Origin of the sequence: Rothia sp. HMSC08A08 (assembly GCF_001808385.1) — a bacterium.
Classification (GTDB): Bacteria; Actinomycetota; Actinomycetes; order Actinomycetales; family Micrococcaceae; genus Rothia; species Rothia dentocariosa.
This window is the reverse complement of record NZ_KV793078.1, coordinates 140,040-155,420: the sequence shown is the minus strand read 5'-3', so window position 1 is coordinate 155,420 and position 15,381 is coordinate 140,040. Positions and strand designations below refer to the sequence as shown.

The window sequence follows — 15,381 nt, the reverse complement described above, 5'->3', positions numbered from 1 at the left end:
ATGTACGCACGGTAGAGTTGAAACATGGCAGATTCGCTTTTTGACCTTGACCTTCCAGACGACGAAGATCGCGTAAAATTTACGTCCGCACCGTCTTCACGTACCGCATCCCAAGCGCCCTTGGCAGTACGTATGCGCCCGCGTCACGTCGATGAAGTTTTTGGACAAGCCCATCTGCTGACCCCAGGGTCTCCACTTCGTGTGCTTGCCGGTGCCGATAAGTCTGGACCAGCAGGACCTTCGTCTGTTATTTTGTACGGCCCTCCCGGCACCGGGAAAACCACATTGGCGCATGTCATCGCACGTGCGCCGGGGCGTAAATTCGTCGAACTTTCCGCTATCACCGCCGGAGTTAAAGACGTTCGCGCCGTTATGGACCAAGCACTTTTAGACCGTGACATGTACGGCACCACAACAGTGCTTTTTCTTGACGAGATTCACCGGTTTACAAAGGCTCAACAAGATGCGCTGCTGCCCGGAGTCGAAAACCGCTGGGTTATTCTTGTGGCGGCAACGACGGAAAACCCCTCGTTCAGCGTGATTTCGCCTCTTCTTTCACGTTCACTTTTGCTTCGAGTGCATTCTTTGGAGCCAGCCGATATTGAGTCTTTAATTAACCGAGCGCTCGAAGACCCCCGCGGGTTCAAGGGTGCTGCTGTGATTGATGAAGATGCTCGTGCCCACCTTGCCGCAGTCTCCGGTGGCGATGCACGCCGCTCGCTGACTTCTTTAGAAGCGGCCGCCGCCATAGCCTTCAGCGAGCATGAACAGGTCGAATCCCCGGACGAGAACGCGGAATCTGGGGGAGAGGTAAACCCTAGAGAACCCGTGCGCATTACTCTGGCACATGCCCAGGAAGCCGTTGACCGGGCTGCCGTTCGCTACGATAAAGGCGGCGATCAGCACTACGACGTGATTAGCGCCTTCATTAAATCTATACGCGGTTCCGATGCTGATGCCGCCGTCCACTATCTAGCGCGCATGCTCGAAGGCGGCGAAGACCCACGCTTTGTGGCGCGGCGCATTATGATTGCGGCGAGTGAAGATATCGGTCTTGCCGATCCGCAGGCGCTTCAAGTAGCGACCGCCGCCGCCCAGTCGGTGGCGTTGGTCGGCATGCCAGAGGCGCGTATTATTCTGTCGCAGGCGGTGATCTACTGTGCCTTAGCGCCCAAATCAAATGCGGCATATGTGGCTATTAATAAGGCAATAGCGGATGTACGATCTGGGCTTTCGGGGCAGGTTCCAGCTCATCTTCGAGACGCCCACTATGCGGCCGCCGCCGACTTGGGACACGGTGACGGATATATTTATGCGCACGACGAGCCGGGGCATGTGGCGGCTCAGCAGTATATGCCGGATACCTTGCGGGATAAGGTCTACTACGAGCCGACGCCATACGGATTTGAACGAACCCTGGCTGAACGGCGCGAGCGTATCCGAGAAATTCTGAATCGAGCCGATAGCTAACCGAACAGAAAAGCGGTATGCACCACCTCGGCCGTGGTGTATACCGCTAGAGTGAGATGTGATAGATAAACTCCGAATGCGCACCAGACTCTTATGAGCCCGGAAGTCGGTCGCACATCCGGTGTACTGCCTTTATTCTATGACATGGTAAAGATTCGGTAAAGGAACTTCTGTCATAAAGTTTTGAGGGAGTGTCATAATGTGTTCTTGCGCATGGTTGAGAACACAAAATTTGTGCGGTACTCAGCTAGATTCTGAATGCGAACCACGGTAGACTTGATGGGTCTGGCAGTCTCGTTATACCCACTATATAGCTCAGTATATTGTGTTCAGTGGGAATAACGCTGACGTAGTGCTGGGGTACTCTGCCCCAAACTCTCCGCCCCACCACCCGGTGCGGGTAAACCGAGGAGGCCAGCTCCAAAAAGATAAGAGCCCTTAGCGTGAATACATGGGGGTTCTGCACTATGAAAGGTAATTGTGGCTAAAAATAACCGCACCCGCCGTACCGTGCGTCAGTCCCGTGCTTTGGGCATCGCACTGACCCCGAAGGCAGAAAAGTACCTTGAGCGCCGTCCTTATGGCCCCGGTCAGCATGGTCGTGCCCGCAAGAAGGCTGATTCTAACTACGCTACCCAGCTGAAGGAAAAGCAGCGTCTGCGCGCTCAGTACAACATTCGTGAGGCACAGATGCGCCGCGCATACCTTGAAGCAAAACGTGTCGAGGGTCAGACCGGTAAGAACCTGGTTGAGCACCTTGAGACCCGTCTTGACGCTCTGGTTCTGCGTTCGGGCTTTGCTCGCACCATTGCACAGGCTCGTCAGATGGTTGTACACCGTCACATTATGGTTGACGGTGTGCGCGTGGATCGTCCTTCGTTCCGCGTCAAGCCCGGTCAGCTGATTCACGTTCACCCGAAGTCTGAGAAGACCACTCCTTTCCAGGTCGCAGCTGCGGGCGAGAACCAGGCAGTTCTGCCTGAGGTTCCGGCATACCTGAACGTCGAAATCGAGAAGCTGCACGCTAAGCTCGAACGAGCCCCCAAGCGCGAAGAGATCCCTGTGGTCTGCGATGAGCAGCTGGTTGTTGAGTACTACTCACGCCTAGCATAATCTCGAATTTTCGAGAAGGTAACCCCTACCTACGGTTCGGCTGTAGGAGGGGTTATTTTTATTGCATGATGTCTTGTGAGCTATTACCGGTTTAATAGACGGTACAACATTTATTGAAGGTGTTTACTTGCTTCGGAACCCAAAATTCAGGTCGGTGGTGTATGACTAAACCTGAGGATTATTCCTTGATGTTGCATCTTATGCATGTCTTATAGAGTTTGATGAGGGTAATAAACGTGGAATCTGAACTGTAACGAGATACCGCAGTAAGTGTAAATTTTTTATAAAACCCCTGGTAGAGCTGTATATTTTGACGACAAGCGGCGTTCAAAATGGGCATGCACAAGGTTTTTCATTTATGATGGAGTAAGCCGTGGGTACGGTTTTTCTGTGTGCTCGCTTCAAAACTTGTTTCTCGCGGGCGCTCACTGTGTTTTACTGGTTGATATAGGAAAGAGGTCGTGATGAGTGGTGGAGACATTGCAGGTCTGATAGCTGCTGGTGTTTTCGCAATTCTTGTGGCGTTACTTGCTTTACCTATTATTCGCCTGACTAAAGTTTTCGATGAACTTATCGTGACCATTCGTTCGCTCAACCAGAGCACATCACCTTTGATCGACGAAGTTACTAAAACAGTCGTTACCACGAATGAGCAGCTTGAGAAGGTAGACGGTATCACCTCTAACGTATCCGATGCTTCCGCGAACGTTTCTGCCCTGTCTTCTTTGGTGACCTCAACTGTGGGGCAGCCCCTTATTAAAGTTGCTTCGTTCTCATACGGTGTCCGTCAGGCATTCCGCGGTAAGAAGCCTGGTGACGACGATCGTGCAGCTGGTACTTCACAGGGAGGTGAACAGTAATTGGGTTTATTTCGGTCAGTTCTTCTTGTGGGAGCGGGCGCAGCGGTAGGCTATTTCGCGTCAAAACGTGCCAGCGCATCGCCCGAAAAGAAAACAGGCGCTCTTGTTCAGTACCAACAGGGTACACTCGCTCTTAACCCGGAGTCACAGGTGGGAAAGTTTTTCGATTCACCCGTTGGTAAGCCTCTTCAACCCTATGCGCTTAAAGCTGTCGAATTTGCTGCGCGTGTTCGTGAAGGCATGCAGGAAAAAGAAGCTGAACTTCATGCTAAAGTTGAGCGACAGAAACAGGATATACGTCCTGGTTCTATAGATACCTGGGACCGTCAGATGAGTGAGCAAGAAATTGCTTCCACAAATCGGGCTGCTGCCGAGCGGGAACTGCTCGACGTGGAATCGCGGATTGCCGCTACAGAGGAGGAACTTCGCTCCGCCCGCATCCAACGTGACCGAGAGCTGGGTGAAGATTTCTTTAACTAGCCGGTACTGTAACGTAGCCGTAATGACGGCATGACGAACTTGATAGATTTCGTAGAATTTCACACAGAATTGTCTAAGGAAAGCGATGCTCTCACAGGAAATTTCTAAGCGCTGGATCGAATTTTTCGAGAAGCGCGGACATACCGTGGTGCCTTCTGCATCACTCATCTCAAACGAACCCGGTGCCATGTTTACCATTGCGGGTATGGTGCCATTTATCCCTTATTTTCTTGGACGAGAGACCCCTCCGTTCTCGCGTGCAACAAGCGTTCAGAAGTGTATTCGTACCCTCGACATTGAAGAAGTAGGTAAGACCGCCCGTCATGGCACCTTCTTCCAGATGGCGGGTAACTTTTCATTCGGCGACTATTTCAAAGAGCAAGCTATTCCTTTCGCCTACGAACTACTCACTGCTAGCCAGGATAAAGGCGGTTACGGGTTAGATCCGGAACGTCTGTGGGTGACCATTTACGAAGGAGACAACGAAGCCTTCGACGTATGGACTAAAACCGTAGGATTCCCAGAAGAACGTATTCAACGCATGGGCATGAAGGAAAACTACTGGTCTACAGGTCAGCCTGGTCCTGCAGGCCCCGATTCCGAAATTTTCTACGACCGCGGACCCGCATACGGCAAAGAAGGCGGTCCGGCGGTAGACGACGATCGCTATATTGAGATCTGGAACCTTGTGTTCATGCAGTATCAGCGTGGTGAAGGGATCGGTAAGGAAGACTTCGAGATTCTGGGTGAATTGCCCAAGAAGAATATCGATACCGGTTTAGGCGTTGAGCGTTTGGCGATGCTTCTGCAGGGTGTTGAAAACTTCTACGAAACCGATCAGGTGCGCCCGGTACTTGACGCCGCTTCGAAGCTCTCCGGGAAAAAATACCACGGCTCTGAATCTCCCGAAGATCCGGGGTATGAAGACGATGTGCGCATGCGTGTGGTCGCGGACCATATTCGCTCTTCTCTCATGCTGATTGCCGATGGTGTGACTCCCTCCAACGAAGGACGCGGCTATATTCTACGCCGCCTGATGCGCCGCGCTATTCGTGCGATGCGTCTGCTGGGCGTTACTGAACCGTGCCTGCCTATCCTATTCCCCGCTTCTCGCGATGCGATGGCTGGTGCTTTCCCCTACGTGGCGGATGATTTCGAGCGTATTTCCCGCATCGCTTATGCCGAGGAAAAGGCATTCTTGCATACGATTGAAACCGGCACTGAGCGTTTGGAAGAAGCCGTTGCTACGGCTAAGAAAGACGGGTCAAACTCTGTTTCTGGGGCAGAAGCATTCGCACTGCACGATACCTACGGATTCCCAATCGACCTGACCCTTGAAATGGCCGCTGAAGCAGGCGTAAAGGTTGATGAGAAGGCGTTCCGCGAACTGATGGCTGAGCAGCGTCACCGTGCTCAGGCTGATGCTAAGGCTAAAAAAGGTTCTTTCGCAGACCTCTCTGAGCTTCGTAAGCTCGTGGATGAACGTGGTTCTATCTTTACCGGGTACACCGAACTTCGCACTGAGACTCATCTTCGTGCTTTGCTGAAGGATGGGGTTTCCGTTCCCGTAGCTAAAGCGGGCGATAAGATCGAGGTTGTTTTGGATGAAACCCCGTTCTATGCGGAGGGCGGCGGACAGGCAGCTGATACCGGCGTGATTACTGGAAACGGTTTCGTGATTGATGTTCAGGACGTGCAGCAGCCTGTCAAGGGCTTGAGCGTTCACCGCGCCGTTGTTCGTGAAGGTGAAGCACATCCGGGCGCTGAGGTTGTGGCGCAGGTTGATGTGCAGCGACGTCGAGACGGTGAAAAAGCACATTCGGGTACCCATATTGTTCATGCGGCTTTGCACCAGGTATTGGGTAATGAGGCAACTCAGCGTGGTTCCTTCAATAAGGAAGGCTACCTGCGTTTTGACTTCGCATGGGGTGAGAGCCTATCTGACTCCGCTAAGCGTGAAGTCGAGGAGGTAGCAAACCTTGCTATCCGGGATAACCACGAAGTTATTGCGCGTGAGATGCCTCTTGCCGAGGCTAAAGCCCTAGGCGCTATGAGCCTCTTCGGCGAGAAGTACGGCAACATTGTGCGTATGGTCGAAATCGGTGGAGAGTTTTCGCGTGAGCTTTGTGGCGGTACCCACGTAGGAACTTCATCTGAGATTGGTTCTCTGACTCTGCTCACCGAACAGTCTGTGGGCTCGGGTAACCGCCGCGTTGAGGCACTGGTCGGTATGAATTCTTTCGAGCATCTTGCCGCTGAGCGTACCCTAGTCAATCAGCTGACCGGCATGATGAAGGTGCAGTCTTCGTCCGAGCTACCCGAGAAAATTAACCAGACGTTGGCGAAACTAAAGTCAGCTGAGAAAGAACTTGAAAAGCTGCGCCGCGAGAAGCTTCAGGCTGAGGCTGGTAAGCTTTTAGAAAACGCGCAAACCATCGGCAGCGTACGAGTTCTTACACATCATGCGGGAGAGCTGGACGCCAACGGTGTTCGTTCGCTAGCGTTAGATTTACGTTCACGCTTCGGCTCTGAAGCTGCCGTTGTGGCGGTGACTGGCGTGACCAATGGTCGCCCGGTTATTCTTGTCGCCACAAATGAAGGTGCCCGTGAAGCTGGCATTAAAGCCGGTGCCTTGGTGCGACTCGCAGCAGGTGTACTCGGCGGCGGTGGCGGCGGTAAAGACGATGTTGCACAAGGTGGCGGACAGGATGCTTCGAAGGTTTCAGAAGCACTGGATGCTATTCGCAACGCGATAGCGCAGGCATAACTTGACTGAATTTCAACGAGGAGTACGGATGGGTGTTGACGTGGGTAATGCCCGCGTTGGCACGTCATTGAGCGATCCAGACGGCATTCTGGCGACTCCGCTCAAGACACTCCGTCGTGACAGCAAGAAGAACTCGGACCGTCGAGTTCTCCGCAAACTTGTGGAGGTTAACGACGTGAAAGAGATCTTTGTGGGGCTTCCCAAAACCATGCGGGGAGGAGAGTCGGACTCCACCCGCATGGCACGGGATTACGCCCACGCTTTGCGCTCTGAATTGGATGCAGAAGGAAATACACACATCAACATTTGGCTGGTCGATGAGCGTCTCACCACGGTGAGTGCGCATCGTTCCCTCCACGAGGCTGGTGTATCCAGCCGAAATTTCAAGACTATGGTTGACCAGGTTGCTGCTGTTAACATATTGCAGTACAGTCTGGATGCTCTTAAAGCTGGGCAAGCTGTCGCTGGATATCTGGTGTATGAATCACCCCGCGAAGATTCCCATCTGCAAGAGACTATAGACGGCCCCGTCAACGAAACGGAGAACCTTCAGTGACCGAAGAACCTACAAAACAGCGGACGCGAGAGAGTAGCTTAAGCGAGCTTCTCAGTCCGACACTCGCCGAAAGCCAGGCTGGCATTCGCGGTATCACCCTTGAGGATGAGGTGGTAACCGCTAGGGAGCTACGCGCACGTAAGCGTCGCCGCCACACCATCATGGCAACAGCTTTGAGCGTCTTTGCCGTGGTACTTATTGTGCTTGGGGTGGTCTTCGTGCAGCGTTACGACATTAACCCCTTCAAAAATCGTGACTACTCGGGGTCGGGAAATGGCGAGCCGGTAAGCTTTACGATTGAGCAGGGTGAGAGTACCGCGCAGATTGCGCAGGCGCTCAAAGAAAAAGACATTATTGCCGATCCCGGCAAGTTTATTGACGTGTACCAGAAAGAGGCTAACGGTAAAACTCTTAAGGCTGGTACCTATGAGTTGCAGAAGCAAATGAGCAGCTCTTCGGTCGTGAAGAACCTGGTAGATAGCGATAATAATATTTTCTATATCGCGGTTCAGCAGGGTAAGCGTATGAACGAGACGGTCGATATTATCGCTAAAGCTACCGAAGGCAAGATAAGTCGTCGCGATATTGAAGCTGCTATGTCTCACCCCGAAGAATACGGTATCCCGAAGAACTTCCCCTCTATGGAAGGCTGGCTGCACCCGGGCGAATACCGAATTCCGAAGGAAGGGACCGACGCCAAGAAAATTATTGAGGCTATGGTTTCGCGAACAAAGGCTGATTTGCAGGAAGCAGGAGTTAGCGGAGACCAACGAACCTTTGAGGTCCTGACTAAGGCTTCTATCGTGGAGCTTGAAGCACAGCCTAAGGACTATGTGGCCGTTGCGGGCATTATCAATAACCGCCTCAATAACCCCAAGGGGGAGACTAACGGTTTGATTCAGTCCGATGCTACCGTGACCTATGGCTTGGGCGTACGTTCATATCACCTCACGGAAGAGCAAAAGGCAGATAAGAATAATAAGTACAACACCTATGCAAATACAGGGTTGCCGGCAGGCCCGATTGCATCGCCAGGGTTATCCTCAATCAAAGCGGTAGCAAATCCCGAGAACAACCCATACTACTACTGGGTAACAGTTGACCTTGACACGGGTGAGACGAAGTACTCGCGCACCTATAAGGAACACCAGAAGTACGTTGACGAGTACAACCAGTGGTGTGAGGAACACTCAGGTCGCTGTAAGTAAGATACTGCATGGTCAGTACTGAGGCACCGTATTTGTAGGTTCTGTACGGTTCTTCGTAAGACGGAACGGATGCTCCTTCCACTAAACTGGAAGGAGCATCCGTTCCGTTTATGTGCGTAAAGTGACGGACAATCTAGACGGCATCTCGTGGGAAGGGAATACCATGACTAAGGCAGCGGCAGCACGACGAGCCTATGTGCTGGGGCATCCTATAGCGCATTCGCTCTCGCCAGTTTTACATACCGCTGCGTACCAGGTACTCAAAGAGAACATTGCGTATGCCCGTCGTGACACACTCTCCGCGGATCTTCCGGCTCTCATGGATGAGGCAGAGGCCGGAGAAGCAATCTGCGGGTTTTCGGTCACAATGCCGCTCAAGACCGATATTATTCGGTATCTTCACTCAACAACCGCTTTGGCCCAGGTGACTGGGGCGGTTAACACCGTTTTCTGGAGAAAGACGGAAGATACCGAAGTACCGTTGCCGCGTGGTCATAATACAGATGTCGGCGGCATCGTCAATGCACTTCTACATGCTGGGCTTGAAACTCACCAAGCAACGACACAACCGGCTATCCTGGGCGGCGGCGCAACCGCTGTTTCTGCTCTAGCCGCCTTACACCGTTTGGGGTACACTCGTGTGACGGTGTATGCGCGCTCACTGCATAAGCTCTCTACCATATATGACGCAGCAAAACGTCTAAGTCTTGAGGTCCAGACAGAGCCTCTTGCCCGGTTTCCGGAAGACTGCGCCGCGTATTACTCGGTGATCTCGACTCTCCCCGCTCATGCTGCGGATGATTTTACTGAAAACATACACAAGGTCTACCCGTACGCTGTTCTACTGGATGTAGCTTATGATCCGTGGCCGTCTCAGCTAGCGCAGATTTGGGAGCGGTGCGGCGGGCGCGTCGTATCGGGCCTTGAAATGCTTCTCTATCAGGCTCTCGACCAGGTACGCGTTTTTACCGGGCATGCTATAGATCAGCATCTCCCGCACGAGCTTGATGTGCTCAATGCGATGTGTGCCGCTGTAAATCTTGCTCCGCGTGAACAGCTTCCTGACATTGTGTGTTAAAAGAGACGTTAGAATTTATATACAGATTCAAACTTTGACGGTGCCGAAACTCTCAAGACGGCAAAACGGAGATGAGGAAATACATGGAGCTACGTTGGCTGACCGCGGGGGAGTCTCACGGTGAAGCGCTGGTCGGTATTATCGAAGGAGTCCCCGCCGGCGTGAAGCTTACCAGCGAGATGGTGCGTGATGCGCTGGCTCGCCGCCGTCTAGGGTACGGCCGCGGCGCTCGTATGAAGTTTGAAGAAGATAAAGTACGTATTCTGGGCGGGGTGCGGCACGGCCTGACGCAGGGTGGCCCCGTAGCACTTGAAATCGCGAATACTGAATGGCCTAAATGGGTTGATGTCATGAGCTCAGATCCGGTAGATCCCGCACTTATTGAAGGGCGTGCCCGCAATGCTGCCCTGACACGCCCGCGCCCCGGTCACGCGGATTTTACGGGTATGCAGAAATATAACTTTGCGGAGGCTCGTCCTGTTCTTGAACGCGCATCGGCACGCGAAACTGCGACTCGGGTAGCTCTGGGTGTGGTCGCAGCTCAGGTTTTAAAAGCACTTGGTGTTGAGCTTGTATCGCATACTGTTGCAGTGGGCGGAGTACACGCGCCCGATGGAGCGTCGGTGCCTGCTCCCCGTGATGTTGCTGCTCTTGACGCTGATCCTCTTCGGTGCTTCGATAAAGCTACTTCAGATGCTATGGTCGCCCGGGTTGATGAGGCGCACAAAGATGGAGAAACACTTGGCGGTGTCGTCGAGGTTTTGGCTTATGGTATGCCCCCAGGACTCGGGTCATATGTGCATTGGGACCGTCGTCTGGATGCCCGCCTTGCCGCGGCCCTGATGGGGATTCAAGCTATTAAGGGTGTCGAAGTTGGCGATGGCTTTGCGACTGCAGACCGTCCTGGTACCGCCGCACACGATGAGATTTCGGTTGGTGAACATGGCGTGACTCGTGATACGAATCGAGCCGGCGGCATTGAAGGTGGTATGAGTATAGGCGATCTTGTGCGTGTTCGTGCCGCTATGAAGCCCATCGCTACTGTTCCCAAGGCACTCAAAACTATTGATACTTCAACCGGGGAACCCGCGAAGGCGCATCATCAGCGATCTGATGTATGTGCTGTACCAGCCGCCGGTGTGGTGGCGGAGGCTATGGTCGCCCTTGTAGTCGCACAGGCAGCACTGGAGAAATTCGGTGGCGATTCCATCGGCGAGACACGTCGAAATATGGACTCTTATCTGGCAGAGATTCCCGAATCGTTGGCTTGGGAATCTAATGTTGCGGGATGGGATTCCTAGACTGTGGCTGCTGAGGATCCAGCGCCTTCCGGGCGCGCATCGTCGGAGACGAACCCTTTCTCTCGCATAGCGGAAGCAGCGCGCCGTGCCCGAGAGGGGAATGCCTCGCGCCCGCAGTCAAAGCTTTCGGAACCTGAGGAGAACACGGCTGAACAGCATGAGGTAGGCTCACACACTCAAGAACTTCATTCTGCTCGCAAAGCGGCTGTTCCCAGCCCACTCACAGTTTTTGGGAAATTTGGGAAAGCTGCCCCGCGTGCTGCATCGAAGGTACGGGTATATGCTTCATCTGATTCGGCCACACCGGCCCCTCTCGCTTCAAGCGTTTTTCGTGAAAAATTAGCAGGCTTTACTGTAGAACCTCATAAACCGCAGGACGAACAGGGGAGTCCTCAAGTTCCTGAAGAGTCTGAAGTATTGGAGACGAACAAGGCTGCACGCGGTCAGCAATCAGACACTATACCGACGCCCGCAATCTTCGCGCGCCCGCGCGTCGTTGCGGAACAGGCTTCACGTAAAAATGATGACTTGGAACGGGCACCTGTGTCTGAACAGCCGCATGAATCCGCAAGTTTTGCCGCGATTACAGCGCGTATGGCACGGGCTGCACACCTGAGGCACGGCGTTGCTAGTTTAGAATCAGAGCGCGAAAGCATCTCTAAGGAGAAAAGCGAGGAAAATACCCTTCGCATACATCCGCAGCAGGTACGTGAGCTTCAGGAAGAATTTGCCGAACGTGCCCGTCCGGTAGTTCTTATCGGTCCTATGGCGGCGGGAAAAACCTATATTGGCACCCATTTTGCGCGGTTTTACGGCTATGAGTTTCTTGACGCCGACCAGCTGATTGTGGAACGTTATGGTGAGGTGTCCGAGATTTTTGAAATCTTTGGTGAAGCCTATTTTCGGGAACTTGAACGCAAGACTATTGAAGATGTGCTGACCTCGCCAACCTATCGCAACACAGTTTTTTCGCTGGGCGGCGGTGCCCCTATGACTGATGCGGTTGCTGACCTTTTGCGTGACGAATGCGTGGTTTACATTCTGGTCGATGTAGATACGGTTGAGCCGCGCATTACCGGCAATAAAACCCGCCCGCTTCTAGAGCCTAACCCGGTAGAGCGCTGGTCTGAGATTTTTGAGCATAGGCAGCACCGGTACGAGGAACTTGCACAGCATACTTTGGATGCGCGTGGAGAAAAAAATATTAGCGTTATGACCGCCGAAATTCAGAACTTTGTTCTTGCCTTCCGAAAGGAACACTCTCATGATTGAACAGTCACATCACGCCGCTGAGTCCGAAACCTCTATAGCTCCAACTTTCGGAGCTTCCGGTGAGGAAGACATTACCTATATACCCGTCACAGGCAGCTCACCACGCGAGAACTACGATGTTCTGGTGGGGCATAATTTGCTTAAGAAAATCCCCGATATTCTAGGTAACACAGCGCATAAAATCTTGGTGATCCACCCGCGCGCCCTACGGGCTACCGGCGAGCTTGTTATGGAAGATCTGCGTAAAGTTGGCTACCAGTCTTTTAGCGCTGAAATTCCTGATGCTGAAGAAGCTAAGCACCATCAAGTGGCCGCATTTTGCTGGCAGGTTTTAGGTCAGAACGACTTTACACGCACGGATGCAATTATTTCAGTGGGCGGCGGAGCCATTACTGATGTTGCCGGTTTTGTGGCGGCAACCTGGCTGCGCGGGGTACGTGTGATTCACATTCCGACCACTCTTCTTGGCATGGTCGATGCCGCTGTGGGAGGAAAAACAGGTATTAACACCGCCGAGGGAAAGAATCTTGTGGGGGCATTTTGGCCACCTTCTGCAGTGCTCTGCGAGATTGGTACGCTGCGTACCTTGCCGGAGCATGAGCTTTTAACAGGTATGACGGAGGTCGTAAAGTGTGGGTTCATTGCTGACCCACAGATTCTTGACAGTATTGAGGCTAACCCAGAAAAGATTCGGGATTCTCAGTCGTCAATAGTGCGTGACCTGATTGAGCGTGCCGTTCGGGTGAAAGCGGAGGTTGTTTCTGAAGACCTGCGCGAATCCGGTCGCCGCGAAATTCTCAATTACGGGCATACCTTAGGGCACGCTATTGAACGTGCCGAGCGATACCAGTGGCGCCACGGCGCAGCCGTTGCGGTGGGGATGGTGTATGCGGCCGAGCTCGCGCTTGCCGCTGGGTATCTTAATGAAACAATTGTTGATCGCACCCGTGCCATTCTCAAATCTTTGAATCTTCCAGTGGGATACCGGGGGGATCGCTGGAAAGAGCTTCTCGAAACTATGCGCCGGGATAAAAAAGCGCGCGGCTCGCTTTTGCGTTTTATCGTTTTGGAAGAACTGGGTAAACCGCGTGTTTATGAGGTTCCCGATGACTCCATCCTGTATATGACATACCAAGAAATCGCCGAATAACTAACTGCAATTTAGGTGCTTTTACAGGGGGTACCCATGTCTAGGCAGTCAAACATGCAGAACGTGATGGGAATTTTACTTAGATATGTCATAGTAGCGGTGCCATAGTGTAAACTAAAGGGCGACATTATTTGCTCATTGATAACTTAGCGCCTGCGGCAACACGCATCGTGTTGTGTGTAAGCGTCGACAATACGAAGGAGAGCCGCATGGCATCTACCACTGATATTAAAAACGGTGCAATCCTCAAGATTGATGGCGGTCTGTGGTCCGTTGTTGAGTTCCAGCATGTAAAGCCCGGTAAGGGTGGTGCGTTTGTGCGTACCAAGTTGCGTAACGTAACCTCCGGTAAGGTTGTCGACCGCACTTTCAATGCTGGCGCTAAGATTGAGACTGCTACTGTTGATCGTTCCGACTATCAGTATCTCTACCAGGACGGCGAAGACTACGTCTTCATGGATCTGAAGACCTATGATCAGATTAATGTTCCTGCAGCTGTGGTGGGCGATGCTGCTAACTACATGCTGGAGTCGCAGACCGCGACTGTAGCCCTCTATGAGGGTACTCCGCTATATGTTGAGCTTCCTGCCTCTGTTGTTCTTGAAATTACCTACACCGAGCCTGGCCTGCAGGGTGACCGTTCCACTGGTGGCAATAAGCCTGCAACTCTTGAGACCGGCTATGAAATTCAGGTTCCACTATTCCTGGAGACAGGCACCAAGGTGAAGGTTGATACCCGTACCGGCGATTACCTGGGCCGTGTTAACGACTAATGAACTCTCGTACCAAAGCCCGCTTACGTGCCGTCGAGGTACTTTTTGAAGCCGATCAGCGTCAAGAAGACATTATTGATGTGCTGAAGCGACGCCGTCTGCATACTGCCGCTCAGATCTCGGCCTATGCCGAAGAGATCGTGCGCGGCGTACGTGAACATGATGACGAGATTCGAGAATACCTTGAGACCTATGCGCGTGACTGGTCGTTTGAGCGTATGCCAGCTGTCGACCGCGTAATTTTGCGGATCGGCGCGTGGGAACTTCTCTATAATGATGATGTTCCAGATGCGGTTGCTATCTCGGAGGCAACCGGTTTGGCGCGTGTGCTCTCTACAAACGATTCACCGAAATTTGTTAACGGTCTTTTGGATAAGCTGCGCCAGGTAAAACCGACTCTGCTTGCTTAAACGGCTCAGTTATAAAGCCGCCTCAAACCCCTGCTTTTTAGGGGTTTGAGGCGGCTTTTAGTATACATTCATATGGATCAAGCCGGGTTATGCATAGAACCCGAGCTGGCGTTTAGCCTCTTCAAAAAGTTCGCTGCCCTCATGGGTGTACCGAGTATTGCGATGCTGGGTAGAAGCGAGATTATTAACAGCAAGGTTAGACCCTTCACGTACGTGCAGTAGGAACTTGAGCCAGTGTTGTGTGCGCATCATATGAAGCACAACGCTCATATCACGGTCTGAGGACGGATCGGGCCAACGATTAGAACGCATACGCATAGCGATCATGGCACAGAGGTAACGGCAGTCTTGAATAGCGGGATCGAGCTCAAATGATATGCCGGATACCGTGGTGATTTTAAGAGCGGTTTCAAACTTATTGTAGGTAAATGTATAGGCATCAATATCAGCATAGTCAAGAGTGATAACGCCCTCGCCAAGTCGGGATCTCATAAACTCGTATAGCCTGAACTCAACGTAGGATCGGCGGTAGTACCAGATGAAGATAAGAGTGCATAGAGCAACGACGCTCAGTAGGACAGTAGCGATAGTGTCAAAAGAGGAAGATACCCAAATCCATGCCATGATGAGAGTACATAGTCCGAAGAGGACTGCACCGATAACCGAGAAGTATGAGTTGCGTTGAGTCTCTCCAAGAGTATGCCGAATCACCTGAGTGGAAGAAGCAAAGCCAAGCTCCGTAAGCTGCCGGGTGCGCATTCGGTTGCGGCGCTTAAAGTAGCGGTGCGCCACGAAAACGATAGGGGCTGCAAGAATCCCAAAGATAATTCTTACCAGGCCCTCAAAGAGATCTTCCATGATGCAGTCCTCGGTGTGGTTGTACTATCGGTGATGCTTTTACTAGCATAATGGACTCTCGACGTTTTATGAGTCTTTGTTCAGG

The 15,381-nt window shown here is 52.5% G+C and carries 14 protein-coding genes; 13 read left to right on the top strand and 1 reads right to left on the bottom strand.

Annotation, left to right across the window (positions count from 1 at the left end; all coding sequences use genetic code 11):
• Nucleotides 1-24: 24 nt before the first annotated feature.
• From HMPREF3164_RS08280 to nusB, 13 genes are all read left to right on the top strand, one after another.
• Nucleotides 25-1,470: a replication-associated recombination protein A gene (locus tag HMPREF3164_RS08280; RefSeq protein WP_048754017.1), complete on the top strand. Its 1,446-nt coding sequence runs from the start codon at nt 25-27 to the stop codon at nt 1,468-1,470.
• 480 nt (nt 1,471-1,950) lie between these two features.
• Nucleotides 1,951-2,583: a 30S ribosomal protein S4 gene (gene rpsD / locus HMPREF3164_RS08275; protein WP_004004741.1), complete on the top strand. Its 633-nt coding sequence runs from the start codon at nt 1,951-1,953 to the stop codon at nt 2,581-2,583.
• Between the two features lie 464 nt (nt 2,584-3,047).
• On the top strand, nt 3,048-3,443 hold the full coding sequence (locus HMPREF3164_RS08270; RefSeq protein WP_004004740.1) for a DUF948 domain-containing protein: 396 nt from the start codon (nt 3,048-3,050) through the stop codon (nt 3,441-3,443).
• Nucleotides 3,444-3,470: 27 nt separating this feature from the next.
• Nucleotides 3,471-3,923, top strand: coding sequence for a peptide chain release factor 4 (locus tag HMPREF3164_RS08265; RefSeq protein ID WP_246822652.1), 453 nt, complete (start codon nt 3,471-3,473; stop codon nt 3,921-3,923).
• Between the two features lie 85 nt (nt 3,924-4,008).
• Nucleotides 4,009-6,690 carry an alanine--tRNA ligase gene (gene alaS, locus HMPREF3164_RS08260; RefSeq protein WP_070450365.1) on the top strand — a complete coding sequence of 894 codons (2,682 nt, stop codon included), beginning with the start codon at nt 4,009-4,011 and terminating at the stop codon, nt 6,688-6,690.
• Nucleotides 6,691-6,718: 28 nt separating this feature from the next.
• The gene (ruvX, locus tag HMPREF3164_RS08255) at nt 6,719-7,246 is read left to right on the top strand and encodes a Holliday junction resolvase RuvX (RefSeq protein ID WP_219619744.1); all 528 of its coding nucleotides are present in this window, start codon (nt 6,719-6,721) and stop codon (nt 7,244-7,246) included.
• Entirely contained in the window at nt 7,243-8,454 is a 1,212-nt protein-coding gene (gene mltG / locus HMPREF3164_RS08250) for an endolytic transglycosylase MltG (protein WP_004004734.1), read from the top strand. The genes ruvX and mltG overlap by 4 nt, the downstream gene beginning before the upstream one ends.
• A 163-nt stretch (nt 8,455-8,617) precedes the next feature.
• A complete protein-coding gene (locus HMPREF3164_RS08245) occupies nt 8,618-9,532 on the top strand; it encodes a shikimate dehydrogenase family protein (RefSeq protein ID WP_070450362.1) in 915 nt (304 codons plus the stop codon).
• 83 nt (nt 9,533-9,615) lie between these two features.
• Nucleotides 9,616-10,833, top strand: coding sequence for a chorismate synthase (aroC, locus tag HMPREF3164_RS08240; protein ID WP_070450359.1), 1,218 nt, complete (start codon nt 9,616-9,618; stop codon nt 10,831-10,833).
• A gap of 3 nt (nt 10,834-10,836) precedes the next feature.
• On the top strand, nt 10,837-12,105 hold the full coding sequence (locus tag HMPREF3164_RS10950; RefSeq protein WP_246822651.1) for a shikimate kinase: 1,269 nt from the start codon (nt 10,837-10,839) through the stop codon (nt 12,103-12,105).
• Nucleotides 12,098-13,255: a 3-dehydroquinate synthase gene (gene aroB / locus HMPREF3164_RS08230; protein WP_070450356.1), complete on the top strand. Its 1,158-nt coding sequence runs from the start codon at nt 12,098-12,100 to the stop codon at nt 13,253-13,255. The genes HMPREF3164_RS10950 and aroB overlap by 8 nt, the downstream gene beginning before the upstream one ends.
• Nucleotides 13,256-13,464: 209 nt before the next feature.
• Complete coding sequence (efp, locus tag HMPREF3164_RS08225) at nt 13,465-14,028, top strand: elongation factor P (RefSeq protein ID WP_004004729.1); 564 nt, start codon at nt 13,465-13,467, stop codon at nt 14,026-14,028.
• A complete protein-coding gene (nusB, locus tag HMPREF3164_RS08220) occupies nt 14,028-14,438 on the top strand; it encodes a transcription antitermination factor NusB (RefSeq protein WP_004004728.1) in 411 nt (136 codons plus the stop codon). Before efp ends, nusB begins: the two co-directional genes overlap by 1 nt.
• 87 nt (nt 14,439-14,525) lie before the next feature.
• Here nusB and HMPREF3164_RS08215 read toward each other — a convergent pair whose 3' ends face one another.
• Entirely contained in the window at nt 14,526-15,296 is a 771-nt protein-coding gene (locus HMPREF3164_RS08215; protein WP_070450353.1) for a hypothetical protein, read from the bottom strand.
• Nucleotides 15,297-15,381: the final 85 nt, after the last annotated feature.